Here is a 25141-nt window from a genome sequence, read left to right as displayed (position 1 = left end):
TTTATTTTCGCTTTTCATCTGGCTGACGAGCCGGTTTGTAAGCCGTTGTGCCGTGTCAGTGGAGGCGCAGTATAGGGATTTTCCGGAGGCTGACAACCCCTATTTTCAAAATAATTACCAAGCGCTCACTTTTTAAACATTACGCCTGTTTTTGACGCGCTTTTATCGCTTTTGGCAGATCTGCGAGGCTATTAATGACAAAATCAGCCGCTGCTTCGCCTTGCTCAGTCACCGGCTTACCGGTACGAACCAATACTTTGGTCCCTACTTGCGCAGCAGTTGCCGCCTGCATGTCTTCAAATTTGTCCCCTACCATATAAGAAGAAGCCATATCTATATGTAGAAACTCTTGCGCAGAGAGCAGCATGCCCGGCTGGGGTTTGCGGCAATCGCAAGATTGGCGAAACTCTTCTACTATTGCCTCGGGATGATGCGGACAGTAATAGATACCATCAAGGTCAACGCCACGGTCAGCCAAAGACCAGTCCATCCATTCCGTCAGGTTTTCAAAATCAGCTTCCGTAAACATGCCACGGGCAATACCAGACTGGTTGGTGACAAGCACTAACGCATAGCCCATTGCTTTTAACTCACGCATTGCGTCAATCACACCATCAATGAACTCGAACTGGTCAACTTCATGAACATAGCCATGATCGACATTAATGGTGCCATCACGATCGAGAAAAATAGCGGGAACAGACTGTGCCACTTGGAAACTCCTGATACTTGGGATTTGCTGTAGTATCGCATGAATTGCTATTTGGGCGGGAATAGACAATCATTCGCTGATTGATTTAGACGTCTGGATGCCTTAACATCCATATCGATGACGGTCATCGCCCGCCATCGGCAGCAGAAAATGCCACGGCTTACACTCATACGATAATAAATAACCTAATGATTAAACTTTCGAATATCACCAAAGTGTTCCAGCAAGGAAACCGCAGCATACAGGCGTTGAATAACGTCAGCCTGCATGTGCCTGCTGGGCAAATTTATGGCGTGATTGGCGCATCAGGTGCCGGGAAAAGCACACTTATCCGTTGCGTAAACCTGCTCGAACGCCCAACCGAAGGCTCTGTATTGGTTGATGGTCAGGAGCTAACAACGCTTTCTGAAAGCCATCTCACCAAAGCACGCCGTCAGATTGGCATGATTTTCCAGCACTTTAATTTGCTTTCATCCCGCACAGTTTATGGCAACGTTGCATTGCCATTAGAGCTGGACAACACTCCGCGTGAAGAAATTAAACGCCGGGTAACCGAATTACTCGATCTCGTTGGTCTGAGCGAAAAGCATGATGCATATCCGGCCAACTTGTCTGGCGGGCAAAAGCAGCGCGTAGCGATTGCTCGTGCGTTAGCAAGCAACCCTAAAGTACTGTTGTGCGATGAAGCCACCAGCGCACTTGATCCAGCAACGACACGTTCGATTCTCGAACTGTTGAAAGATATCAACCGCCGTCTTGGCCTGACAATTCTCCTGATCACTCATGAAATGGATGTCGTGAAACGCATCTGTGATTGCGTCGCGGTTATCAGCGACGGCGAGTTAATTGAACAAGACACCGTGAGCGAAGTGTTCTCACATCCTAAAACGCCACTTGCGCAGCAGTTTATTCAATCTACGCTGCATCTGGATATTCCAGAAGATTACGCACAGCGTTTAAGCACTGATAAAAGCATAACAACCGTTCCGTTGCTGCGTCTGGAATTTACCGGCCAGTCAGTGGATGCACCGTTACTTTCCGAAACTGCCCGCCGCTTTAATGTGAACAGCAACATTATCAGTGCGCAGATGGACTACGCCGGTGGAGTGAAGTTCGGGATTATGCTGTGCGAGTTGCATGGAGAACATCAGGATATGGACGCTGCTATCGCATACTTGCAGCAGCAACATGTAAAAGTAGAGGTGCTGGGTTATGTCTGAGCCAATGATGTGGTTACTCCTTAAAGGAGTGTATGAAACGCTGGCGATGACTTTTGTGTCTGGCTTCTTTGGCTTTGTTCTTGGCCTGCCTGTCGGTGTGCTTCTTTATATTACCCGTCCAGGGCAAATCAGCGCGAATGCAAAGCTGTATAACAGCCTGTCAGCGCTGGTGAATATCTTCCGTTCTATTCCGTTCATTATTTTGCTGGTATGGATGATTCCATTCACTCGCATGATTGTCGGGACGTCGATTGGCCTGCAAGCGGCAATCGTACCATTGACCGTAGGTGCCGCGCCGTTTATCGCTCGTATGGTGGAAAACGCCCTGCTGGAAATTCCATCAGGTCTGATTGAAGCTTCAAGAGCTATGGGCGCAACGCCAATGCAGATCATTCGCAAAGTGCTGCTGCCAGAAGCTCTGCCGGGTCTGGTGAATGCGGCAACCATCACGCTGATTACGCTGGTTGGCTATTCTGCAATGGGCGGTGCTGTTGGCGCTGGCGGTTTAGGTCAGATTGGTTATCAATACGGTTATATCGGTTATAACGCTACCGTGATGAATACGGTATTAGTGTTATTAGTCGTATTAGTGTATTTAATTCAATTCTCAGGCGATCGCATCGTCCGGGCTGTAACTCACAAATAATACGTTCAACACAACATCGTTTTTTACACATAGTAAGGAAGGGATATGTCTTTTAAATTTAAAACCTTTGCAGCAGTTGGTGCTCTGATTGGTTCTCTGGCACTCGTGGGTTGTGGTCAAGACGAGAAAGATCCAAACCATATTAAAGTCGGCGTGATTGTTGGTGCTGAACAACAAGTTGCCGAAGTTGCGCAGAAAGTCGCAAAAGAAAAATACGGCCTGGATGTTGAGCTGGTGACCTTCAACGATTACGTTCTGCCTAACGAAGCGCTGAGCAAAGGCGACATCGACGCTAACGCCTTCCAGCACAAACCTTATCTCGACCAGCAGATCAAAGACCGTGGCTACAAACTGGTTTCTGTAGGTAGCACCTTTGTTTACCCAATTGCGGGCTACTCCAAGAAGATCAAATCTCTGGACGAGCTGCAAACTGGCGCACAGATTGCTCTGCCAAACGATCCAACTAACCTTGGCCGTTCCCTGCTGCTGTTGCAGAAACAAGGTTTGATCAAACTGAAAGACGGTGTTGGTCTGCTGCCAACCGTTCTGGATGTAACTGAGAACCCTAAAAACCTGAAACTGGTTGAGCTGGAAGCACCACAACTGCCACGTTCACTGGACGATGCTCAGATTGCTCTGGCTATCATCAACACCACCTACGCAAGCCAGATTGGCCTGACTCCAGCGAAAGACGGTATCTTCGTTGAAGATAAAGACTCTCCATACGTAAACCTGATCGTTTCCCGCGAAGACAACAAAGACGCTGAAAACGTGAAGAAATTCGTTCAGGCGTACCAGTCTGACGAAGTTTATGAAGCAGCAAATAAAGTCTTCAATGGTGGCGCAGTAAAAGGTTGGTAAGTTTCCATTCTTCTATTTTTGCGTAAATAATCTAAGACGGGCGAAAGCCCGTCTTGTTATTTGTGCGATAGCTTGATTCAATAATCGCGTTTTATCATTCATTGAGGAAAAATTATGCGTGCTTTACCGATCTGCTTATTAGCAGTCATGCTCAGCGGCTGTACGATGCTAAGCAGATCCCCCGTTGAACCCATCAAAAGCACTGCAACACCGCCGAAAGTCGAGCCTGCAAAACCTAAGGCTGTAAAACCTGCGCCAGTAAAAATCTATACCAATGCTGAAGAGTTGGTTGGCAAACCATTCCGCGATCTCGGCGAAGTGAGTGGCGATTCATGTCAGGTCAGCAATCAGGATTCTCCACCGAATATCCCGACAGCCCGCAAACGCATGCAAATTAATGCATCAAAAATGAAAGCAAACGCGGTGTTATTGCATAGCTGTGATGTCACGAGCGGCACACCGGGTTGCTATCGTCAGGCCGTTTGTGTTGGCTCAGCGTTAAACGTCTCTGCAAAATGACAGCCTTTAGTTTCGAGCAAATTGGTGTTATCCGTTCTCCCTATAAAGAGAAGTTTGCTGTCCCCCGCCAACCAGGTTTAGTCACTGATGGCGGTGGCGAATTACATCTAGTTCCACCTTATAATGTGGCGGATGCTGTTCGTGGTCTGGAAGGTTTTAGTCATCTATGGCTGCTATTTGTCTTCCACCAAACGATGGAAGGTGGCTGGCGGCCTACCGTTCGGCCACCTCGCTTAGGTGGAAATGCGCGAATGGGCGTGTTTGCCACGCGTTCCACATTCCGACCGAACCCGATTGGCATGTCTTTGGTTGAACTCAACGGCATTCGCTGCCAGAAAGACCAGGTCATTTTGCAGTTGGGAAGTCTGGATTTGGTGGATGGCACTCCAGTCGTTGATATCAAACCTTATTTACCGTTTGCCGAAGCTGTGCCAGAAGCCAATGCGGGATATGCACAGAATGCCCCGGACGCCGATATGCCGGTTTATTTCACGCCAGAAGTGCAACAGCAGTTATCTTTACTGGATAAACGCTACCCGCATATTGAGCGCTTCATCCGCCAGGTGCTGGCACAAGACCCACGCCCGGCCTATCGTAAAGATGAAGACCCCGGTAAAACCTACGCCGTTTTATTGCTGGATTTTAACGTTCGCTGGCGTGTCACCGAGTTGGGTTCAGAAGTGTTTGCTGTTGAGAACCGTTAATTTATCGCCCTTCTCTTTTGACATCTCTGCCACACTGGTAAACTAATTCACTTATTTTGCATCAGGCTACTCAGGTAGCCAGTTATCTGCCGTTCAAATGGAACCGTAACAACATGCGTACTAGCCAATATCTGCTCTCCACACTGAAGGAGACACCAGCCGACGCCGAAGTCATCAGTCACCAACTGATGCTGCGCGCCGGGATGATCCGCAAACTCGCTTCCGGTTTATATACCTGGTTGCCGACCGGTTTGCGCGTTCTGAAAAAAGTCGAAAACATCGTGCGTGAAGAAATGAACAACGCCGGTGCAATCGAGGTGTGTATGCCTGTGGTTCAGCCCGCTGACTTATGGCAGGAAAGTGGTCGTTGGGAACAATACGGCCCAGAATTGCTGCGTTTTGTTGATCGTGGCGATCGCCCATTTGTCCTCGGCCCGACTCACGAAGAAGTCATTACTGACCTGATTCGTAATGAACTCAGCTCTTACAAACAGCTGCCACTGAACTTCTTCCAGATCCAGACTAAGTTCCGTGACGAAGTTCGCCCACGTTTCGGCGTTATGCGTTCTCGCGAATTCCTGATGAAAGATGCTTACTCTTTCCATACTTCTCAGGAATCCTTGCAGGAAACTTACGATGCGATGTATCAGGCCTACAGCAAAATCTTCAGCCGTATGGGTCTGGATTTCCGTGCGGTAGAAGCGGATACCGGTTCTATTGGCGGTAGCGCATCTCATGAATTCCAGGTGCTGGCGCAAAGTGGCGAAGATGATGTCATCTTCTCAACTGATTCTGATTACGCAGCGAACATCGAATTTGCTGAAGCGGTTGCTCCGGCTGGCGGTCGTGCGGCACCAACCGTTGAAATGACGCAGATTGACACACCGAACGCGAAAACCATCGCCGAGCTGGTTGAACAATTCAATCTGCCAATCGAAAAAACCGTTAAGACCCTGATGGTTAAAGCAACCGAAGGCAGCGCTTATCCGCTGGTTGCTCTGCTGGTTCGTGGCGATCACGAGCTGAACGAAGTTAAAGCAGAAAAACTGCCACAGGTTGCCAGCCCGCTGACCTTCGCAACCGAAGAAGAAATTCGTGCGGTAGCGAAAGCAGGCCCAGGTTCACTTGGCCCAATCAATCTGCCAATCCCGGTTGTTGTTGACCGTTCTGTCGCCGCAATGAGCGATTTCGCCGCTGGCGCAAACATCGACGGCAAACACTTCGTTGGCATTAACTGGGAACGCGATTTGGCGCTGCCAGAAGTTGCTGATATCCGTAACGTCGTTGAAGGCGACCCAAGCCCAGATGGCAAAGGTACGTTGCTGATTAAGCGCGGAATCGAAGTCGGCCACATCTTCCAGCTTGGCACCAAATACTCTGAAGCGATGAAAGCCTCTGTTCAGGGCGAAGATGGCCGTAACCAGACGCTGACTATGGGTTGCTATGGTATCGGTGTGACTCGCGTAGTCGCAGCTGCTATTGAGCAGAACAACGATGAGCGCGGCATTCTGTGGCCAGATGCCATCGCACCATTCCAGGTTGCGATTCTGCCAATGAACATGCACAAGTCTTTCCGCGTGAAAGAGCTGGCTGAAGAGCTGTATTCAACTCTGCGTGCCAAAGGCATTGAAGTGCTGATGGACGACCGTAAAGAGCGTCCAGGTGTGATGTTTGCCGATATGGAACTGATTGGTATTCCACACACCGTTGTTATCGGTGACCGCAATCTCGATAGCGAAGAAGTGGAATACAAAAACCGCCGTGAAGGTGAAAAGCAGATGATCAAAACCAACGAAATCATTGATTTCCTGTTGTCACAGATCAAACGCTAAGACTTGAACGCACGATGTAAAAAAGCCCCGCTAAGCAATTAGCGGGGCTTTTTTTATAAAGATTTTATCAATCGTTGCAGGTTTTCTTCGGCTCGAACTTAGCTGCCCTGTCAGCAACCACCGTTTTTCTTAATTCACCGCTATCTGGGGAGGCCTGTAACGTAAAGTGAGCATCAACCACCAGCAACACTGGCTCATAATCCTGGCCGCGCGCCGCAGCGTAACCACGCTCAAGCTCCGCATTGCTGGCAACATCAAATGTCTTACCGGTGGCACAATCCTGGAAAATCGCTGCATCAGCCATGTACTTATACATGCCTTTCATAGCCATCGGTGTCGCAGGCAGAGCTTCTTTACTTGGCTTCAACGTATAATTGAGTTGAGACTCAATCGAATTCCCTGTGCGGTCCAGCATTTCCAGACTATCGCCTTTCGGGCGGAAATAAAGTTTTTCACCATCACTTTCGGTCAATACTAATTTATCCGCCGTGCGCGCCCAACTGCCATATGAAGCAAATACCGCAGGCTCTTTCGCACCCTGATAACGCTGATTCATCACCCACGTACCGTCTTTCTCCAAAAACAGCGAGGTTTCAATGCCTGAACAATCTGCACAAGGCAAAACCCCTTTATAGCTTTGCTGCATCGGTTGCAGTTCGGCGGCTTGGGTTGGTTGTAAAGTTTGAACTTCAGCACGGTTATTACAGCCAAAAAGTGCAAACAAGCTGCACACGGCTATTGCTGACAATAGAGTCTTTTTCACCATCTCTTCCTTCTGCTGGTCAATTTCTTTGCCATTCGTTATTCAGGGCGACGGACTTTTCCACGTAGTGATTTGGTCGTAGATTTTTGGGATTTAGAGGCCAGACGGCGCTCTTTTGACGCTCGCGTTGGCCGGGTCGCCCGTCGGTTTTTCTGCTCAACGGTTAATTCCTGAATCAACGACACTAACCTTGCGACAGCCGCTTCGCGATTCATTTCCTGGCTGCGATATTCTTGCGCTTTGATTATCACTACGCCATCAGGCGTAATCAGGTGATGGCTCGCCGCCAACAGGCGTTCTTTATAATACTCTGGCAGGCTGGAGGCGCGTATGTCAAAGCGCAAATGGATAGCCGTTGAGGTTTTATTCACATGTTGGCCGCCCGCGCCTTGCGCGCGAATAGCGGTAATGGTTACCTCACTGTCCGGTATTGCTACCGATCGGGACACAACAATCATTAATGATGCTGCCAGGCCGTGAAGTGAATTTCGAGATTATTCTCAGCGTCTGACAACCAGATCGCGCCATCCTGAATGGTGGCCTGCAAGTTCATAGAACGCGTGCCGAACTCACACAGTTTCGCTAACTGTTCGTCATCGAGATACCAGATGGACAAGTTTTGATACTGCTTGAGTTTGTTTTGATGCTGTTGCCACCAGATTTCAGCCGCGCGGCTGTTATAGGTAAACAGCGCCACTTCACCTGACTGGCTACAGGCTTTTTTCAGGCGTTTTTCATCCGGCAAGCCGAGCTCAATCCACAAGTCGATACCCATGTGGTCATTACGTTGCCAGATTTCCGGCTCATCTTCCGCGCTTAAACCACGGCTAAATTGCAGACGCTCGTTGGCGTATTTAATCCACGCCAGCAAACGCAGCATCATACGTTCTTGAGTTTCCGAAGGATGGCGCGCAAGCGTCAGGTTGCTATCCAGGAATTGATTGCGATCGAGATCGGCAACATTCACCATCGCTTTATAAATTGTCGCTTTTAACGCCATCATACTTCTCCGCACTAATCAGGCGCTCATTGTAACGAAAACCTCGCTAAAACGCTGTTATGTATTCATGAATCTAGAGAGATGCGCTGCTGATATCGGTTTCATGCCTGTGTTATAGTCACCTTGCTAAACAGAGTTTATCTTCGTAGGCTTAACTTGCATCCCACGGTTAAGTCTGAGGTCGGGACTCTGAAAGGAGGGCGTGTGGAAAAGTATTGTGAATTAGTACGAAAGCGCTATGCGGAAATAGCCAGCGGAGATTTGGGTTACATTCCGGATGCACTGGGTTGCGTCTTGAAAGTGCTGAACGAAGTGGCTTCCAACGAAGCACAACCAGAATCTATCAGGGAACAGGCGGCGTATGCTGCCGCGAACTTACTGGTGAGCGATTATGTCAATGAATGATGCCTATCAACCCATCAATTGTGATGATTATGACAATCTCGAGCTCGCCTGCCAGCAGAACTTAATACTGACGCTGGAGTTGAAGAGCGGAGAAGTTTTCAAGGCGAAAGCCAGTGACCTGGTGTCTCGTAAAAACATCGAATACTTGATTCTCGATGATGCCGGTACCACTCGCGAAGTTCGTCTCGATAAAATTACCAGCTTCAGCCATCCTGAAATTGGTACTGTCGTAGTTAGCGAATCCTGATACGCAAAGTATCCGCATGCGTGGGCAGCCCAGGGCTGCCCTTTTTTATTTACGGCTTTATCGAAGCGTAATAAGCCGCCAGGTTACTGATATCTTCATCTGACAAACCGCTGACGTAGGCTTTCATGATCTCCGCCTGCCCACCGCTGCGTTCGCCCTTCTTATACGCCTGCAATGAATGTTCCAGATACCCTGCATTTTGCCCTGCCAGGTTTGGATACATTGGAACAGACACTTTTCCAGTAGCACCGTGGCACGCGACACACATCATGGCTTTTTGCTCACCCGCAGCGGCATCACCTTTGGCAAATACCGGCTGAGCGCACAATAAAACACCCGCTAAAATTATGATTCTCTTCATGACTTATTCTCCTTTTGCCAGTCGACACGCCAGCATGATTCTTCCGTCGCCTTTCCATCCTGGGTCACAAAAACCCCCAGAGCGGCAATCAATTGTTCGCCATAATATAACAGCGGCGTTCGCTCACGTTGCCATGGCGAAACACCGAATTCCTGCCAAATCTTCTTCAGGCTCCGTCCCCGTTCACGGCCCACAATATGAAGCTGCCCGGAGGCTTGAAAGCGCACCGTCACCGGTTCGTTTTCAAGCGGCGCTCGAACCTCCTGCCCATTCGCCACGCATTGCAAGATTCCCAGGCCATCCGGCAAAGTTAAGGGCGCAAAAGGCGCAGGCCAGGAAAGGGTTATGTCACCCAAACCTTGCGTGACTGGCAGCCAGTACAGCGCTCCCTGATAACGACGGACTTCATGATTGCCAACTTGCAGACGGGGATTGGCATCCTCACGGCTGGTTGCGACTTCCTCCCATAACCGCTTCAAAGCTGCTCGGGAAGGCATAGCCGCTTTATGCCGGGCAAACCAACGGCGTAGCAAGGCTGCACGGCGAATATCGCTGAGAGCCAGCATAGGCTCAATGAGCAATGAACCATCTACCTGAATTAATGCATCAAGCTGTTCGGCCAGCAACTCATCAAGTAGTTGCTCTTGTTCACCACATAACTGCGCGCTGCGAGCCACGCTTTGCGGGAAATGCGGCCAACGCTGTTGGATTTCAGGAATAACACGCAGCCGCAAGAAGTTGCGGTCGTAGCTATCGTCCTGGTTACTTTCATCTTCAATCCAGGTTAACTGATGCTCCTCCGCCCAGACTTCCAGCTCTTTGCGCGTCTGCCCAAGCAAGGGGCGAATTAATTCCGTCTCGCCAAAAGGCAAACGATCTGGCATTGCAGCTAAACCCGCCGGGCCACTTCCTCGTTTCAATGCAAGCAGGAAAGTTTCGCATTGGTCATCCAGATGCTGCGCTGTCAGCAACGCTTCTTCCGGCAATATAGTTTCAGCCAGTGCCTGGTAACGCGCGGCGCGAGCGTGGGCTTCAATGCCTAATCCATCATCGGCCAGTTTTACTCGCGTGACTTCAAGCGGCACGTTCCAATGCGAGCAAACGTTCTGGCAATGCACCGCCCATTCATCAGCAAATGGGCTTAAGCCATGATGAATATGCATCGCACGAATCTGGAAATTAGCACCATGAAGATCGCGAAGCGTGACCAGTTGATGAAGCAAAACCGTGGAATCCAGGCCACCACTAAACGCCACCAGCAAATGTGTGTGCGGTTGCAGTAATTTGTTGAGAAAACGAAGTGGCATAGTCAGTAATTAAAATAAGGATTTGCCCGGAACGTTACCGGGCAACAAGAAGTGAGGCAAGCGTTACTACTGGTAAAGTTCCAACGGCAGCCCATCAGGGTCATTAAAGAAGGTAAAACGCTTATCCGTGAAAGGATCGATACGCACCGGCTCGCACTTTACACCGTGCTTTTCCAGGTGAACAATCGCACTGTCGATGTCATCCACGCTAAATGCCAGATGGCGTAGCCCACAGGCTTCCGGGCGACTTGGCCGGGCCGGAGGAAAAGGGAATGAGAACAGTTCGATGACATACTGCCCGTTCAGCGCTAAATCCCCTTTCCAGGAGTCTCGTTCTTCGCGGTACGCTTCCGCTTGCAACGTGAAGCCGAGAATATCGCAGTAAAAATGCTTACTGATCTGATAATCCGACGCGATGATCGCGATGTGGTGAACCTGCTTTAAACCCAGCATAAATGCTCCTTTATCTTTTTTGGCACGGCAGTTACACCGATTTTAAAACTCGTACTCGATAGATGCCGTCTTCACCCAATTTGGCACCGTGGATATCCGTTTCAAACCCTGGATAATGCTCGCCCACGGAACAGAGCATCAGCAAGAAATCGAGCACTGCGCGGCTTTCATTGGTGATCATCTCGCCCGGCATCACCACCGGTACGCCCGGTGGATACGGCAAGATCATGTTGGCCGAAACCCGGTTCAACAATTGTTCTATTTCTACCGTTTCGACATTGCCTTTGACCTGCTGCTGATACGCCTTGTGCGGCGTCATTTTCATTTCCGGCAACACATCAAAAGCCCGCAGCATCAGGTCAGAGAGATTGTGCTGCTTAATCAGTTTGTGAATACCCTGCGCTAAATCCTGAATGCGCATGTTGCGGTAAAAATCAGGATCTTCGGCGTACAAATCCGGCAGCATATTTTTGACACGCAGGTTGAGATCGTATGAGCGTTTAAACTCTGTCAAACCACGCAGCAAGCTCAAAGCCTTGGTTTTGTCGATACCAATACTGAACAGGAACAGTAAATTATATGGCCCCGTTTTTTCGACAACCACGCCACGTTCATCGAGGAATTTCGCCACCAGCGCCGCCGGAATTCCCTCTTCCGCCATCGTTCCTAATTCATCCATTCCCGGCGTCAGAATCGTGACTTTAATCGGGTCGAGATACATATGGTCGGCATCAGCATCTTTGAAACCGTGCCAATCTTCTTCGCCAGGAGAAATCGGCCAGCAGGCGGCTTCGTCGATAAATTCAGGCTGCCAGATATCGAAGAACCAATCCTCTGATTCTTCACGCAGACGCTGAACTTCCCGGCGAAAATGCAGCGCACGCTCAACGGAACGGTTAATCAAACGCTTGCCGGGATTACCACGTAGCATGGCCGCCGCTGTTTCAATCGACGCGACTATTGGATAGCTTGGCGACGTGGTGGTGTGCATCATGTAGGCTTCGTTAAACGTTTCTTCGTCGTAATCCCCTTTGATATGGATTAGCGAAGCCTGTGACAACGCCGCCAGAAGTTTGTGCGTGGACTGGGTTTCGTAGATGATTTTCCCAGGAACACGGTCACCGCTCATGCCGCTTTTGCCCTGATAAATCGGGTGGAAATTGGTGTATGGCACCCAGGCAGAATCAAAGTGAATCGAAGGTACATCCAGCGTTTGCTTAATAAACTCGGTGTTGTAGAGCAAACCGTCGTACGTCGAGTTGGTAATTACCGCATGGACGGGCCACTGCGCATTTTCAGTGTTCGCCACTTTTTGCTCGATGCTTTCACGCATGAACTCGCGCTTGGGAATCCCGCCCAAAATCCCTAATGCGTTGCGCGTCGGCTTAAGCCAGATGGGAACCAGATCCGTCATCATCAGTAAATGCGTCAGGGATTTATGGCAGTTACGGTCGATAAGTACCGTGCTACCGGATGGCGCGGCGTACATGCCGACGATTTTATTCGATGTCGATGTGCCGTTAGTCACCATGTAACTTTGCTCGGCACCAAAAGTGCGGGCAATATATTCCTCGGCTTCCAGATGCGGCCCGGTGTGGTCGAGCAAAGATCCCAACTCCGTCACTGAAATGGAGACATCAGCTTTAAGCGTATTCGCACCGAAGAAATCATAAAACAGGCATCCCACCGGGCTTTTCTGATACGCCGTACCTGCCATATGCCCTGGGGTACAGAAGGTATATTTCCCTTCTTTGATGTAATTAAACAACGCCTTAGTCAGCGGCGGCGTGATGTTATCCAGATATTCATTAGTGTACTGGCGGATGCGCAGGGCGATATCGTCGGCAGCACTGAGTGCGTATTCAAAGAACCACAGCGCCATGCGCATTTCGTTGACACTGACATCCAGCGAAGAGTGCGTATTGATAAATGCATACAGCGGCAGATATTCATTCAGCGCGTTTATTTCGCTGCATAAATCCATGCTGTACTCATCCCAGTCAAAAATGACGCCACAAATCCGCGGATTATGTTCGATGAGTTTGAGCAGGTCGGTGCTGTTGGTCGGGTAAATCAGGCGAAAACCCTGCGTTTCCAGAGCCTGATGCAGTTCTTTAATCGGCTCGTCTTTGTAGAAAACGCCGTGCGGCCCCATGATTGCAATAATATTCAACGCTCACCTCCTGGCAAAAAACCTTCAGGTAATCATAGTTTATTGAAAAGGGATGCAGAACAAGCGCAGAAGGGTAAGGTTTCTTAAAGTGCGGGAATCCAGGCAATAAAAAAGGCCAGAATCTCTTCTGACCTTCTTATTCAATATACCCGTTAGCATTCAAGTTGCAGGTAGGCGGCCAGGGAGCTTATCCCGATGAGCTTACTAAAGTAAGTGATTCGGGTAAGTGAGTGCAGCCAACGCCCCTGCAGCTTGAAGGATGATGGGTATATCACGCGTAGCCGTAGCTCATTAGACGGTGATAACGACGAGCCAGTAGCTCTTCGGTATTCAACACGTCCAGATCGGCTAAATCTGCCAGCAATTGCGCTTTCAGTGAAGCCGCCATCGTTTCAATATTACGATGCGCGCCGCCCAGTGGTTCAGGGATAACGGTATCGATCAGTTTCAACTCTTTCAGGCGCGGCGCGATAATGCCCATGGCTTCTGCGGCGATCGGGGCTTTATCAGCACTTTTCCACAGAATTGACGCGCAGCCTTCCGGGGAGATAACGGAATAGGTGCTGTATTGCAGCATATTCACTTTATCACCCACGCCGATTGCCAGCGCACCACCGGAGCCACCTTCACCAATGACGGTACAGATGACCGGAACTTTCAGGCCAGACATTTCACGCAAGTTACGCGCGATAGCTTCTGACTGACCGCGTTCTTCCGCGCCCACGCCTGGATAAGCTCCTGGGGTGTCGATGAAGGTAATGATTGGCATGTTGAAACGCTCAGCCATTTCCATCAAACGCAGTGCTTTGCGGTAGCCTTCTGGTGCTGGCATACCGAAGTTACGACGAATCTTCTCTTTGGTTTCACGGCCTTTTTGATGGCCAATAACCATCACCGGACGCCCATCGAGACGCGCAATCCCACCAACAATAGCTTTGTCGTCAGCATACGCACGGTCACCCGCAAGTTCATCGAACTCATCAAAAGCGAGACGCAGGTAATCAAGCGTATACGGGCGCTGCGGGTGACGCGCCAGTTGAGCAATCTGCCATGCTCCTAAATCGGCGAAGATCTTACGTGTGAGTTCTACGCTTTTTTCACGCAGACGCTGCACTTCTTCGTCCAGATTAATATCTAACTTTTCGTCCTGACGGCTAACTGCAGTCAGGGAATCAATTTTCGCTTCCAGCTCTGCAATCGGCTGTTCAAAATCGAGGAAATTCAGACTCATAATATTCCTGTATTAGTCAAACTCCAGTTCCACCTGCTCCGAGCCTATCAGCGAGCGAAGCTCATTGAGCAAACGATCGCTTGGGGAAACACGCCATGCCGCGCCAAAGCGCAAACGTGCTCGTGCATCCGCTCTCTGATAGTAGAGATGTACTGGAATGGTCCCCGAACGATGGGGTTCCAGAGACTGACGGAGACGGTTCAAAAGCTGGTCATCAATTTGCCTGTCCGTCAGCGAGATAGCAAGCCCACGCGCATACTTTTCGCGGGCTTCGTCTATGTCCATAACTTCGCGAGCGGTCATTTTAAGGCCACCGCTGAAGTCATCAAAGCTGACCTGTCCACTGACGATCAGGATACGGTCTTTTTCCAACAGATGCTGGTACTTTTCTAACGCATCTGTGAATAGCATCACTTCCAGGCGACCAGAACGGTCATCCAGAGTACAGATGCCAATGCGATTGCCACGTTTGGTCACCATCACCCGCGAAGCAATCACCAGACCCGCAGCCGTGGTCATTTTACCACGTTCTGTCGGGTGCATCTCTTTCAGGCGCATGCCACCGACATAGCGCTCAATTTCTTTCAGGTACTGCGTGATCGGGTGGCCTGTCAGGTATAGACCTAGCGTTTCACGCTCGCCATCCAGCACCACTTGTTCAGGCCACGGAGTCACGCTGGCGTAGGACTGCTCAACTTGCTCCGGCTCATCGGCCAGCACACCGAACATATCCACCTGGCCGATAGCTTCGGCTTTGGCGTGTTGGTCAGCCGCTTTAAGCGCATCAGGCAGCGCATTCATCAACGCAGCGCGGTGCGGCCCGAGGCGGTCAAACGCCCCGGACATAATTAACTTTTCGAGGATACGCTTATTGAGCTTTTTAACGTCAGCACGCGCGCAAAGGTCAAACAGCTCGCGGAAGTAACCGCCTTCGTTACGCGCCTCAATTATCGCTTCAATCGGGCCCTCACCGACACCTTTAATCGCGCCAATACCATAAACAATTTCCCCGTCGTCATTGACGTGGAAATGGTACAGCCCGGAGTTAATATCCGGCGGCAAAATTTTCAGCCCCATGCGCCAGCATTCGTCGACCAGGCCGACAATTTTCTCGGTGTTATCCATATCCGCAGTCATTACTGCGGCCATAAATTCTGCCGGATAGTGCGCTTTTAGCCACAGCGTCTGGTAAGAAACCAGTGCATAGGCAGCTGAGTGCGATTTGTTAAAGCCGTAACCCGCGAATTTCTCTACCAGATCGAAGATTTTAATCGCCAGTTCGCCGTCGATACCACGGGATTTCGCGCCATCTTCAAAACCGCCACGCTGCTTCGCCATCTCGACCGGGTTCTTTTTACCCATCGCACGACGCAACATGTCCGCGCCGCCGAGCGAATAGCCCGCCAGCACCTGTGCAATCTGCATAACCTGTTCTTGATACAGGATGATGCCGTAGGTCGGTTCCAGCACCGGTTTCAGGCTTTCATGCTGCCACTGAATATCCGGGTAAGAGATAGCTTCACGCCCATGCTTACGGTCGATAAAGTTATCAACCATGCCCGATTGCAGCGGGCCTGGGCGGAACAGCGCTACCAGTGCGATCATATCTTCGAAGCAGTCAGGCTGCAGACGCTTGATCAGATCTTTCATGCCGCGGGATTCAAGCTGGAACACCGCAGTAGTTTCCGAGCGTTGCAGCATGTCGAAGCTTTTCTTGTCTTCGAGCGGGATAGCCGCAATATCAATCGGCTCTAATCCCTGCTTCGCCCGACGCGGGTTGATCATCTTCAACGCCCAGTCGATGATGGTCAGCGTGCGCAAGCCGAGGAAGTCAAACTTCACCAGGCCCGCATATTCCACATCGTTTTTATCGAACTGGGTGACTGGGTTTTGCCCCTGATCATCGCAATACAGCGGGGCAAAATCGGTAATCTTTGTTGGTGCGATAACCACACCACCGGCGTGTTTACCGGCGTTACGTGTTACGCCTTCAAGTTTGCGCGCCATGTCGATCAGCGCTTTAACTTCTTCGTCAGCCTCATAGATTTCAGGAAGCTGCGGTTCGGCCTCGAATGCTTTTGCCAGCGTCATTCCCGGATCGGGCGGAATGAGCTTAGAAATACGATCGACAAAGCCGTAAGGATGCCCCAGTACACGGCCCACATCGCGGATTACCGCTTTTGCCGCCATCGTACCGAAGGTAATAATCTGAGATACCGCTTCACGCCCGTACATTTCTGCCACGTGATCGATAACCCGATCGCGTTTTTCCATACAGAAGTCGATATCGAAGTCAGGCATCGAAACACGTTCCGGGTTAAGGAAACGTTCGAACAGCAGATCAAACTCCAGCGGATCAAGGTCGGTGATCTTCAGGGCATAAGCCACTAAAGATCCAGCACCAGAACCACGGCCCGGGCCAACTGGCACGCCGTTATCCTTCGACCACTGGATAAATTCCATTACGATCAGGAAGTAGCCAGGGAAGCCCATCTGGTTGATAACTTTAAGCTCAATGTCCAGACGCTCGTCGTACGGCACTCTTTTTCCCGCACGTTCTTCAGGATCTTTGAACAGGAACTCCAGACGATCTTCGAGGCCTTCCTTTGATTTCATGACCAGGAAGTCTTCGGTCGACATTTCACCGGTCGGGAATTGCGGCAAGAAGTATTCGCCGAGGCGCACCGTGACGTTACAACGTTTGGCGATTTCTACGCTGTTTTCCAGAGCTTCCGGAATATCAGAGAACAGCTCGCACATTTCCTCTTCGGTACGCAGATACTGCTGCGAAGAGTAATTTCGTGGGCGTTTAGGATCGTCGAGCGTAAAACCATCGTGAATCGCCACGCGGATTTCATGGGCGTCGAAGTCTGTCGCCTCAATGAATCTGACGTCGTTGGTCGCCACAACTGGCAGGCCGCGTTCGTCCGCTAAAGCGACGGCGGCATGGAGATAAGTTTCTTCGTCCGGACGACCGGTACGAATCAGTTCCAGATAGAAGCGATCGGCAAAATGCTGCTGGTAGAATTCAAGACACAAATCGAGCTGTGCCGCATTTCCACGCAACAAGTTTTTGCCAATATCCCCCATGCGCCCGCCAGAAAGCAGGAGCAGCCCTTCGTTTAACTCAGCAAGCCATGTGCGGTCAATAATCGGACCCGCCGCGCCATAGCCGCGTTGATAGGCTTTGGAGATGAGTAACGTGAGATTTTGATAACCGATATTATCGGTGGCGAGCACGGTTAAATGGCTAAGCTCATCGCCCAGCAATTCGTTTGCTACGTTAAAGTCAGCACCAATAATCGGCTTGAGGCCCGCGCCATGGGCAGCACCATAGAATTTCACCAGCCCACAAAGGTTGGTGAAATCGGTGATAGCAATGGCTGGCATTCCCATCGCCGCGGCTTTTTTTACCAGCGGAGCAGTTTTTGCCAGGCCATCAACCATTGAGTAGTCGCTGTGCACCCGCAGGTGTACGAAACGTGGTTCAGCCATTTCTCATTCCGTTTAGAGGTATAACATACGTCCGCAAATCAGGACGCCAGTCCGAGAGCGCGTTTGACCGGAGCAAAACTACGACGATGATGTTCAGTCGCACCATGCTCTGCCAGCTTTTCCAGATGGAAAGCGGTAGGGTAGCCTTTGTGTTGGGCAAAACCATATTGCGGAAAACAGATATCAAGCTCTGCCATTTCACGATCGCGCGTCACTTTGGCAATTATTGATGCCGCGCTAATTTCTGCAACTCGACTATCGCCTTTTACCACCGCCAGCGAAGGCATCGGTAACGCAGGGCAGCGATTGCCATCAATCAACACATATTCAGGCACCACACTCAGGCCAGCAACCGCACGCTGCATTGCGAGCATAGTGGCATGAAGAATGTTTAATTGATCAATCTCTTCCGGTTCAGCGCGGCCAAGGCTCCAGGACAGCGCCTTTTCGATGATTTCTTCATAAAGCGCATTACGGCGCTTTTCGGAGAGTTTTTTTGAGTCAGCCAGCCCTACAATCGGATTGAGTGGATCAAGAATGACCGCAGCAGTGACGACCGCACCCACTAACGGGCCACGGCCCACTTCATCAACACCCGCAACCAAATGCGTGTGCGGGTAAATAAATTCAATCATTGAGCAAGCTCCAGCACGGCGTCTGCCGCCTGTTCATCGGCATTACAACGAATCTGCTGATGCAAATCGCGGAAGGTGTCATGCATTTGATGGCTTTGCGCGCCATCTTCAAGCAATGGCCCCAGCGCCTTCGCAAGTGCATTTGGCTCACACTCTTCCTGCAGTAACTCTTTGACCAGTTCGCGTCCAGCCAGCAGATTCGGCAGAGAAACGTAATCGGTTTTCACCAGGCGTTTCGCCAGCCAGAAAGTAAACGGCTTCATGCGATAGCCAACGACCATCGGGCATTTTGCCAGCATGCACTCAAGTGCAGCGGTGCCTGATGCAAGCAATGCGGCATCACTCGCCACCATCGCTTCGCGCCCTTGCCCATTGAGCAGGTGCATTGTCAGGTCAGGAGCGACTTCTGCTTTAATGCGCTCAAATTGTTCACGGCGTTTGGCATTGACCAACGGCACGACAATTTCCAGTCCGGGGAAACGCTCACGCAACAAAAGAGCTGTTTTAAGGAAATCAGCACTGAGCATTTCAACTTCTGCGCCACGGCTACCGGGCAATAACGCCAGGCATTTCGCATCAGGGGAAATACCTAACGTCGCGCGGGCGGCATTTTTATCGGGATCAAGCGGCATGGCATCCGCCATGGTATGACCGATAAAACGGCACGGGACATTGAATCTATCGTAAAACGCCTTTTCAAAAGGCAGAAAGGCGAGCACTAAATCCGTTGCTCTACCAATTTTGAAAACGCGTTTTTGGCGCCATGCCCACACTGAAGGGCTGACGTAATGAATGGTACGAATACCCTGCTTTTTGAGGCTGCCTTCGAGCGTGATATTAAAATCAGGCGCATCAATACCGACGAAAACGTCTGGCTGCAACTCGGTGAAGCGACGGGTGAGATCGGCACGAATGTGAAGTAAACGGCGCAGACGACCGAGCACTTCAACAATGCCCATCACAGCCAGTTCTTCCATTTCATACCAGGCTTCACAACCTTCAGCTTGCATCAAAGGCCCAGCGACGCCCACAAAGCGAGCATCAGGAACCCGGGCTTTGAGAGCACGAATCAGACCTGCACCAAGAATATCGCCGGAAGTTTCTCCGGCGACCAGGGCAATCGTAAGCGGACGACCAGGCTTCATTTAGCGAATCAGACCACGTGTTGAACGTTCGAAGAATTCAACAAAAGCTTTCACTTCAGGGTGCTGCTCGGCAATGAGAGCGATTTCTGGCTTGGCTTCTTCGAAGGTCTTACCGCTGCGATAGAGAATCTTATACGCATTGCGGACAGCATGAATGGCTTCTCTGCTGAACCCACGGCGCTTCAGGCCTTCGATGTTGACCCCAAACGGCGTTGCGTGGTTGCCCTGCGCAATCACATACGGTGGAACGTCTTGCGCCACACCGGAACAACCGCCCACCATAACGTGTGCACCAATAATGCAGAACTGGTGCACCGCAGTCATGCCGCCGATGATAGCGAAATCATCAACAGAAACGTGACCCGCAAGCGTTGCGTTATTTGCGAGGATACAGCGATTACCGACTGTGCAGTCATGCGCCACGTGCGCATTGACCATCAGCAAGTTATCACTACCCACCTTCGTCAAACCACCGCCCTGCTCTGTTCCACGATGGATGGTGACGCTTTCGCGAATGCGGTTGCGATCGCCAATTTCCACACGTGTCGGTTCACCAGCATATTTAAGATCCTGGTTAACTTCACCAATGGACGCGAACTGGTAAATCTCATTGTCACGGCCAATAGTCGTGTGACCATTTACCACAACATGAGATTTCAGAACGGTACCTTCACCGATCTCGACATGCGGACCAACAATACAAAACGGACCAATATGGACGTTAGCACCGATAACGGCACCTTCTTCCACAATGGCAGATGGATGAATAAAGGCGGATTTATCAATCACGTATTAGCTCTCCCGGCTGCGGGCACACATCATAGTTGCTTCGCAGACAATTTTACCGTCAACAGTTGCCACGCCTTTGAAGCGCGTCAGACCACGGCGGGTTTTCTCGAAAGTGACTTCCATGACCATCTGGTCGCCTGGCACGACGGGACGTTTGAAACGTGCTTCATCGATACCAGCAAAGTAATAAAGCTCACCAGGTTCCAGTTTGCCTACGCTTTTAAACGCAAGAATACCGGTGGCTTGCGCCATCGCTTCAAGAATCAGCACACCCGGGAAAATCGGTTTACCAGGGAAGTGGCCCTGGAAAAACGGCTCGTTTACAGTGACGTTTTTTACTGCACGTAAAAAACGACCTTCTTCAAAATCCAGCACGCGATCAACCAGTAAGAACGGATAACGGTGCGGCAGAAGTTCTAAAATCTCTTCGATGTGCAGAGTATGAGTGTCGGTAGTCAAGATACTCTTCCTGTCTAAATGTACCAAATGACAATAATAACACGGCCTGCGACTATCTCGGGATAGCTAGCAGGCCGCAAATCAGTAAGCACTAACGCGTCTTGGGCGGGTGACTTTTAGTCTTGTTGATTGATTTTTTTCTCAACGGATTTCAAGCGTTTGCTGATCTCGTCGATATTCATCACCAACGCGGCTGTTTTACGCCACACTTTGTTCGGCTGTAACGGAATGCCTGAAGAATAAACCCCCGGCTCTGTGATAGGGCGCATAACCATGCCCATTCCAGTCACGGTGACTTTATCGCAGATTTCCATGTGACCATTGATAACGCTGGCACCACCAATCATGCAGTAGCGGCCAATTTTCAGGCTACCCGCCATGATTACACCACCAGCAACGGCAGTATTGTCGCCAATCACAACGTTATGTGCAATCTGGCATTGATTATCAATGATAACACCATTGCCGATAATCGTGTCGTCCAGCGCACCACGGTCAATAGTGGTACAGGCGCCGATTTCAACGCGATCGCCAATGATCACTCGGCCAAGCTGGGGGATCTTCACCCAATTGCCGCGATCGTTAGCATAGCCAAAACCATCTGAACCAATGACGGTGCCGGATTGAACCAGGCACTGTTCACCAATCTGGATTTCGTGGTAAATCGACACATTCGCCCACAGGCGAGTGCCTGCACCAATTTTGGTGTTTTTACCGACGAAGCAGCCTGCGCCAATGACAACGTTATCACCCAGCACGACGCCAGATTCGATAACTGCATTAGCGCCAATTGCCACGTTATTTCCAAGCTTCGCATCAGCATCAATGACCGCAGTAGGTGCGATGTTTTGAGCCGGTTGCGGCGTGGAATCAAGAATTTGTGCCATGCGAGCGTAAACCAGGTAGGGATTCTTCACTACCAGTGCTGCGCTATGTGCGAATGGAAGATCGGCTTCAGTCATTACGACGGCAGAAGCCTGGCAAACAGCCAATTGCTCACGGTAACGCGGGTTTACCATGAAAGTAATTTGGCCAGCCTGGGCCGATTGCATAGATGCAACGCCGGTGATGACGAGTTCGCCATCACCGTGCAATTCTGCATCCAACTGCTGGGCTAAATCAGCCAGTCGAATTGAAGACATTACTTATTTAACCTGTTTCAGAACATCTGAAGTGATGTCTTTTACACTGCTGCCTGCATAAGCAACGGTGTTAGCATCCAGAACTACGTCGTAGCCTTTGTCGTCAGCAACTTTCTTCACAGCACTCTGAATACGAGTAACCAGTTTAGCGCGTTCTTCGCCAGAACGACGGTTACGGTCTTGCTCGAATGCCTGAGCTTTGGTCTGGAACTGTTGACGTTGAGCCATCAGATCTTTTTCCATTTTGCTACGGTCAGCAGCTTTCATGGTAGAACCATCACGTTGCAGCTTTTGCATTTTGGATTGCAGATCGCCTTCCATATTTTGCAGTTCGCCTGCGCGGCCTTTGAACTCGTTTTCCAGAGTTTTAGACACACCGGTGCTCTGTGCAACCTGTTGGAACAGATTACCCATGTTTACTACAGCAATGCTGTCAGCTGCTTGAACGCTGGCTGATGCAGCCATAGCGAGGCCAAGACCTGCGGCAAATAACCACTTTTTCACAATAAACTCCTTACCATCCCGTATGTGCCCTAAGACACTCTTTTTACGCGCGCCAGTTCTGCATTTCGCGAACTGGCGTCAACGTTCATTGCTTTACGCATTCCTTCGCACAGAACAATTACCAGGTTTTACCAATGTTAAACTGGAACTGTTCTGCTTTGTCGCCTTCGTATTTCTTGAACGGTTGGGCGTAAGAGAACACCAACGGTCCCAGAGGCGACATCCATTGCAATGCGATACCTGCGGACATACGAATGTTGCTTGGGTCGCTGTAATCAGGCACCCCAGCCGCTCTCATATCAGCAGTATTTTGCCAGTTGGTATCCCAAACAGTACCCGCATCCATGAACAGAGAAGTACGAACCGAGTTCGCATACTTCTCGCTCAAGAACGGTGTTGGCGTGATAAGTTCTAAACTTGCCACTGCCATTGCGTTACCACCGACCGCATCATCAGATGAACAATAGCCACCAGACTGGTCGCAATTATCGTTCCCTGCGCCGCCAATATAGACCGCTTTCGGACCGATGTTATTGGACTGGAAGCCACGAACGGTACTGGAACCACCGGCATAGAAGTTCTCATAGAACGGCATTTCTTTACCGCCAAAGCCATCACCGTAGCCCCAACGGGTACGACCTAACATTACCCAGTTATGATCTTCATCAATTGGGAAGTAGCTCGCGGTATCCAACGTGACTTTATAGAACTCGTTATCAGAGCCTGGTACGGTCACTTTGCCGTTCAAGTTGACTCGTGAACCTTCTGTTGGGAAGTAACCACGGTCAAGCTTGTTGTACGTCCAGCCATAGTTCAGGGTGAAGTCATCTGCGGCAAAGCCATTGTCATCAGATGATGTGCTAGCTGTTTGACCGACTGAATCCAGATAACGCCACATCGCTACTTGCGGCTGCATGTTGGACAGGTCGTTGTGCACATAACCTAAGCCCAAACGTAACGTGTTGTTCTCGTTTACCGGGAAGCCAAGCGTTCCATCCACACCGTAACTTGTGTTGGTGTAGTCAGAAAGGTCCGCATCGTCTGCTTTAAAGTCATTGTAGAAGACACGACCGCCGAGGCTCACACCATCAACTGTAAAGTACGGGTCGGTTAACGACAATTCAGCATATGTCTGATAATCGTTTTTCGTCCCGTTGATGCCGACAGAATAACCCGTACCTAACCAGTTATCCTGCTGAACACCAACCTGGAAGCTGATACCACTTTCAGTACCGTAACCGATACCGAAGTTGAAGCTACCGGTGTTACGTTCTTTAACTTTGTAGACAACATCAACCTGGTCAGGGCTACCTGGCACGCGCTGTGTATCAACGTCTACCGTTTCGAAGTAGCCAAGACGGTTCAGACGATCTTTGCCTGAATCAACCAGGTCGCTACCCAGCCAGGTGCCTTCCATCTGACGCATTTCGCGACGCAAAACAGCATCTTTACTGGTGTCGTTGCCTTCAAAGCGAATTTTACGCACGTAGTAACGGTTACCGGAATCAACGTTTACATGCAGTTTTACAGTCTTATCTGCATCGTTGATTTCAGGCTGCGTTTGTACACGCGGATAGGCGTAACCATAACGACCCAACAACTTCTTGATGTCGTCTTCCATCTTGGTCACTTTGGTGCCGTTATAAAGTTCGCCGGGTTTCAGTTTAGTCAGCGTTTCAATTTCTGCTGAGTGCCCTGCCAAATTACCGTTCACCGTCACACCAGCAATCTTGTACTGATCGCCTTCTGTCACGTTGATAGTCACGTAAATGCTTTTCTTATCAGGCGTCAGACTGACCTGAGTAGAATCGATATTAAAACGTGCATAACCGCGATCCAGGTAGTAGCTGCGCAGCGTTTCTAAGTCGCCCGCCAGTTTCTGTTTCTGGTATTTACGGTCACCCACCACGTTCCACCACGGCACTTCATCACGCAACTGGAAGTGCGAGATCAGTTCATCAGTGGTAAACGCATGGTTGCCGACGATGTTGATTTGCTGAATTTTGGCCGAGACGCCTTCCTGGAATACCAGTTTCAGGTCAACACGGTTACGCGGTAGAGGCGTAACAACGGCTTTAACGCTGGCACTGTACTTACCAACGCTGTAGTAGAAATCTTCAAGGCCTTTTTCAATATCGGCCAGGGTTGTGCGGTCCAGAGATTCACCGACACGCACACCAGAAGCCTCAAGATTCTGTTTCAGCATGTCGTCCTTCACGGACTTGTTACCAGAGAAGGTAATACTCGCAATTGTCGGGCGCTCTTTCACCTGAACAACTAACGTTTCGCCATCACGAAGTACCCGGACATCTTCGAAGTTCCCGGTAGCAAAAAGTGAACGAATAGTATTACTGATATCCTCGTCAGAGACAGTATCGCCTACGCGAACCGGCATGCTGAGGAGGGCCGCACCGACGGCGACTCGCTGCAGGCCTTCGAAATGAATATCCTTCACTACGAACCCGTCTGCACCGTATACGGTGGCGCTGCTAAACAGCAGCGACGCTATGAGCAACTTTTTCATCGCCATCGTTGTTA

The 25141-nt window shown here is 50.3% G+C and carries 25 protein-coding genes; 8 read left to right on the top strand and 17 right to left on the bottom strand.

Annotated elements, in window-relative coordinates:
- Window positions 1-139 precede the first annotated feature (139 nt).
- Window positions 140-712 (bottom strand): D-glycero-beta-D-manno-heptose 1,7-bisphosphate 7-phosphatase, encoded by a 573-nt coding sequence (gene gmhB / locus D6029_RS05650; RefSeq protein ID WP_120063823.1) that lies wholly within the window; start codon window positions 710-712, stop codon window positions 140-142.
- 188 nt (window positions 713-900) lie between these two features.
- Here gmhB and metN point away from each other — a divergent pair, with 188 nt between their 5' ends.
- The 6 genes from metN (at window position 901) to proS (ending at window position 6494) form a co-directional block, all read left to right on the top strand.
- Window positions 901-1932: a methionine ABC transporter ATP-binding protein MetN gene (metN, locus tag D6029_RS05645; RefSeq protein WP_120063822.1), complete on the top strand. Its 1032-nt coding sequence runs from the start codon at window positions 901-903 to the stop codon at window positions 1930-1932.
- Window positions 1925-2578: a methionine ABC transporter permease MetI gene (locus D6029_RS05640; protein ID WP_034493533.1), complete on the top strand. Its 654-nt coding sequence runs from the start codon at window positions 1925-1927 to the stop codon at window positions 2576-2578. The genes metN and D6029_RS05640 overlap by 8 nt, the downstream gene beginning before the upstream one ends.
- Before the next feature lie 45 nt (window positions 2579-2623).
- On the top strand, window positions 2624-3439 hold the full coding sequence (gene metQ / locus D6029_RS05635) for a methionine ABC transporter substrate-binding lipoprotein MetQ (RefSeq protein WP_120063821.1): 816 nt from the start codon (window positions 2624-2626) through the stop codon (window positions 3437-3439).
- Between the two features lie 114 nt (window positions 3440-3553).
- Window positions 3554-3958: an Rcs stress response system protein RcsF gene (gene rcsF / locus D6029_RS05630; RefSeq protein ID WP_120063820.1), complete on the top strand. Its 405-nt coding sequence runs from the start codon at window positions 3554-3556 to the stop codon at window positions 3956-3958.
- Entirely contained in the window at window positions 3955-4662 is a 708-nt protein-coding gene (gene tsaA, locus D6029_RS05625) for a tRNA (N6-threonylcarbamoyladenosine(37)-N6)-methyltransferase TrmO (RefSeq protein WP_120063819.1), read from the top strand. The genes rcsF and tsaA overlap by 4 nt, the downstream gene beginning before the upstream one ends.
- A gap of 113 nt (window positions 4663-4775) precedes the next feature.
- Window positions 4776-6494 carry a proline--tRNA ligase gene (gene proS / locus D6029_RS05620; protein WP_120063818.1) on the top strand — a complete coding sequence of 573 codons (1719 nt, stop codon included), beginning with the start codon at window positions 4776-4778 and terminating at the stop codon, window positions 6492-6494.
- 67 nt (window positions 6495-6561) lie between these two features.
- On the opposite strand, the gene nlpE is transcribed toward proS, so the two are convergent.
- Genes nlpE through D6029_RS05605 form a run of 3 tightly spaced genes read right to left on the bottom strand, consistent with a single transcriptional unit; the run spans window position 6562 to window position 8257 of the window.
- Entirely contained in the window at window positions 6562-7257 is a 696-nt protein-coding gene (nlpE, locus tag D6029_RS05615; protein ID WP_120063828.1) for an envelope stress response activation lipoprotein NlpE, read from the bottom strand.
- Between the two features lie 38 nt (window positions 7258-7295).
- Window positions 7296-7715: an alternative ribosome rescue aminoacyl-tRNA hydrolase ArfB gene (gene arfB, locus D6029_RS05610; protein WP_120063817.1), complete on the bottom strand. Its 420-nt coding sequence runs from the start codon at window positions 7713-7715 to the stop codon at window positions 7296-7298.
- Window positions 7715-8257 carry a YaeQ family protein gene (locus D6029_RS05605; RefSeq protein ID WP_034493521.1) on the bottom strand — a complete coding sequence of 181 codons (543 nt, stop codon included), beginning with the start codon at window positions 8255-8257 and terminating at the stop codon, window positions 7715-7717. Before D6029_RS05605 ends, arfB begins: the two co-directional genes overlap by 1 nt.
- Before the next feature lie 204 nt (window positions 8258-8461).
- Here D6029_RS05605 and D6029_RS05600 point away from each other — a divergent pair, with 204 nt between their 5' ends.
- Window positions 8462-8662: a YaeP family protein gene (locus D6029_RS05600; RefSeq protein WP_064540227.1), complete on the top strand. Its 201-nt coding sequence runs from the start codon at window positions 8462-8464 to the stop codon at window positions 8660-8662.
- Entirely contained in the window at window positions 8649-8909 is a 261-nt protein-coding gene (gene rof, locus D6029_RS05595) for a Rho-binding antiterminator (protein WP_120063816.1), read from the top strand. Before D6029_RS05600 ends, rof begins: the two co-directional genes overlap by 14 nt.
- Window positions 8910-8958: 49 nt before the next feature.
- Here the strand turns inward: rof and D6029_RS05590 are convergent, their stop codons facing one another.
- The 13 genes from D6029_RS05590 to bamA all read right to left on the bottom strand — a co-directional run bounded on the left by D6029_RS05590 (window position 8959) and on the right by bamA (window position 25133).
- Window positions 8959-9270 carry a c-type cytochrome gene (locus tag D6029_RS05590; RefSeq protein WP_120063815.1) on the bottom strand — a complete coding sequence of 104 codons (312 nt, stop codon included), beginning with the start codon at window positions 9268-9270 and terminating at the stop codon, window positions 8959-8961.
- Window positions 9267-10577 carry a tRNA lysidine(34) synthetase TilS gene (tilS, locus tag D6029_RS05585; RefSeq protein WP_120063814.1) on the bottom strand — a complete coding sequence of 437 codons (1311 nt, stop codon included), beginning with the start codon at window positions 10575-10577 and terminating at the stop codon, window positions 9267-9269. Before tilS ends, D6029_RS05590 begins: the two co-directional genes overlap by 4 nt.
- Before the next feature lie 66 nt (window positions 10578-10643).
- On the bottom strand, window positions 10644-11030 hold the full coding sequence (locus D6029_RS05580; RefSeq protein WP_120063813.1) for a VOC family protein: 387 nt from the start codon (window positions 11028-11030) through the stop codon (window positions 10644-10646).
- 31 nt (window positions 11031-11061) lie between these two features.
- Window positions 11062-13203 (bottom strand): lysine decarboxylase LdcC, encoded by a 2142-nt coding sequence (locus D6029_RS05575; RefSeq protein WP_120063812.1) that lies wholly within the window; start codon window positions 13201-13203, stop codon window positions 11062-11064.
- Window positions 13204-13474: 271 nt separating this feature from the next.
- Window positions 13475-14434, bottom strand: coding sequence for an acetyl-CoA carboxylase carboxyl transferase subunit alpha (gene accA / locus D6029_RS05570; protein WP_120063811.1), 960 nt, complete (start codon window positions 14432-14434; stop codon window positions 13475-13477).
- Window positions 14435-14446: 12 nt separating this feature from the next.
- Entirely contained in the window at window positions 14447-17929 is a 3483-nt protein-coding gene (dnaE, locus tag D6029_RS05565) for a DNA polymerase III subunit alpha (protein WP_120063810.1), read from the bottom strand.
- Between the two features lie 38 nt (window positions 17930-17967).
- A complete protein-coding gene (rnhB, locus tag D6029_RS05560; protein ID WP_120063809.1) occupies window positions 17968-18564 on the bottom strand; it encodes a ribonuclease HII in 597 nt (198 codons plus the stop codon).
- On the bottom strand, window positions 18561-19709 hold the full coding sequence (gene lpxB / locus D6029_RS05555) for a lipid-A-disaccharide synthase (RefSeq protein WP_120063808.1): 1149 nt from the start codon (window positions 19707-19709) through the stop codon (window positions 18561-18563). Before lpxB ends, rnhB begins: the two co-directional genes overlap by 4 nt.
- On the bottom strand, window positions 19710-20498 hold the full coding sequence (gene lpxA, locus D6029_RS05550; protein ID WP_120063807.1) for an acyl-ACP--UDP-N-acetylglucosamine O-acyltransferase: 789 nt from the start codon (window positions 20496-20498) through the stop codon (window positions 19710-19712).
- 3 nt (window positions 20499-20501) lie between these two features.
- Window positions 20502-20957, bottom strand: a complete 456-nt coding sequence (gene fabZ / locus D6029_RS05545; RefSeq protein WP_064516336.1) for a 3-hydroxyacyl-ACP dehydratase FabZ — start codon at window positions 20955-20957, stop codon at window positions 20502-20504.
- Between the two features lie 116 nt (window positions 20958-21073).
- Entirely contained in the window at window positions 21074-22099 is a 1026-nt protein-coding gene (gene lpxD / locus D6029_RS05540) for a UDP-3-O-(3-hydroxymyristoyl)glucosamine N-acyltransferase (protein WP_120063806.1), read from the bottom strand.
- A gap of 3 nt (window positions 22100-22102) precedes the next feature.
- Window positions 22103-22603: a molecular chaperone Skp gene (skp, locus tag D6029_RS05535; protein WP_120063805.1), complete on the bottom strand. Its 501-nt coding sequence runs from the start codon at window positions 22601-22603 to the stop codon at window positions 22103-22105.
- Between the two features lie 118 nt (window positions 22604-22721).
- Window positions 22722-25133, bottom strand: coding sequence for an outer membrane protein assembly factor BamA (bamA, locus tag D6029_RS05530; protein WP_120063804.1), 2412 nt, complete (start codon window positions 25131-25133; stop codon window positions 22722-22724).
- Window positions 25134-25141 lie beyond the last annotated feature (8 nt).

Origin of the sequence: Buttiauxella izardii, assembly GCF_003601925.1 — a bacterium.
Taxonomy (GTDB): Bacteria; Pseudomonadota; Gammaproteobacteria; order Enterobacterales; family Enterobacteriaceae; genus Buttiauxella; species Buttiauxella izardii.
This window is presented reverse-complemented; position numbering and strand designations above follow the sequence as displayed.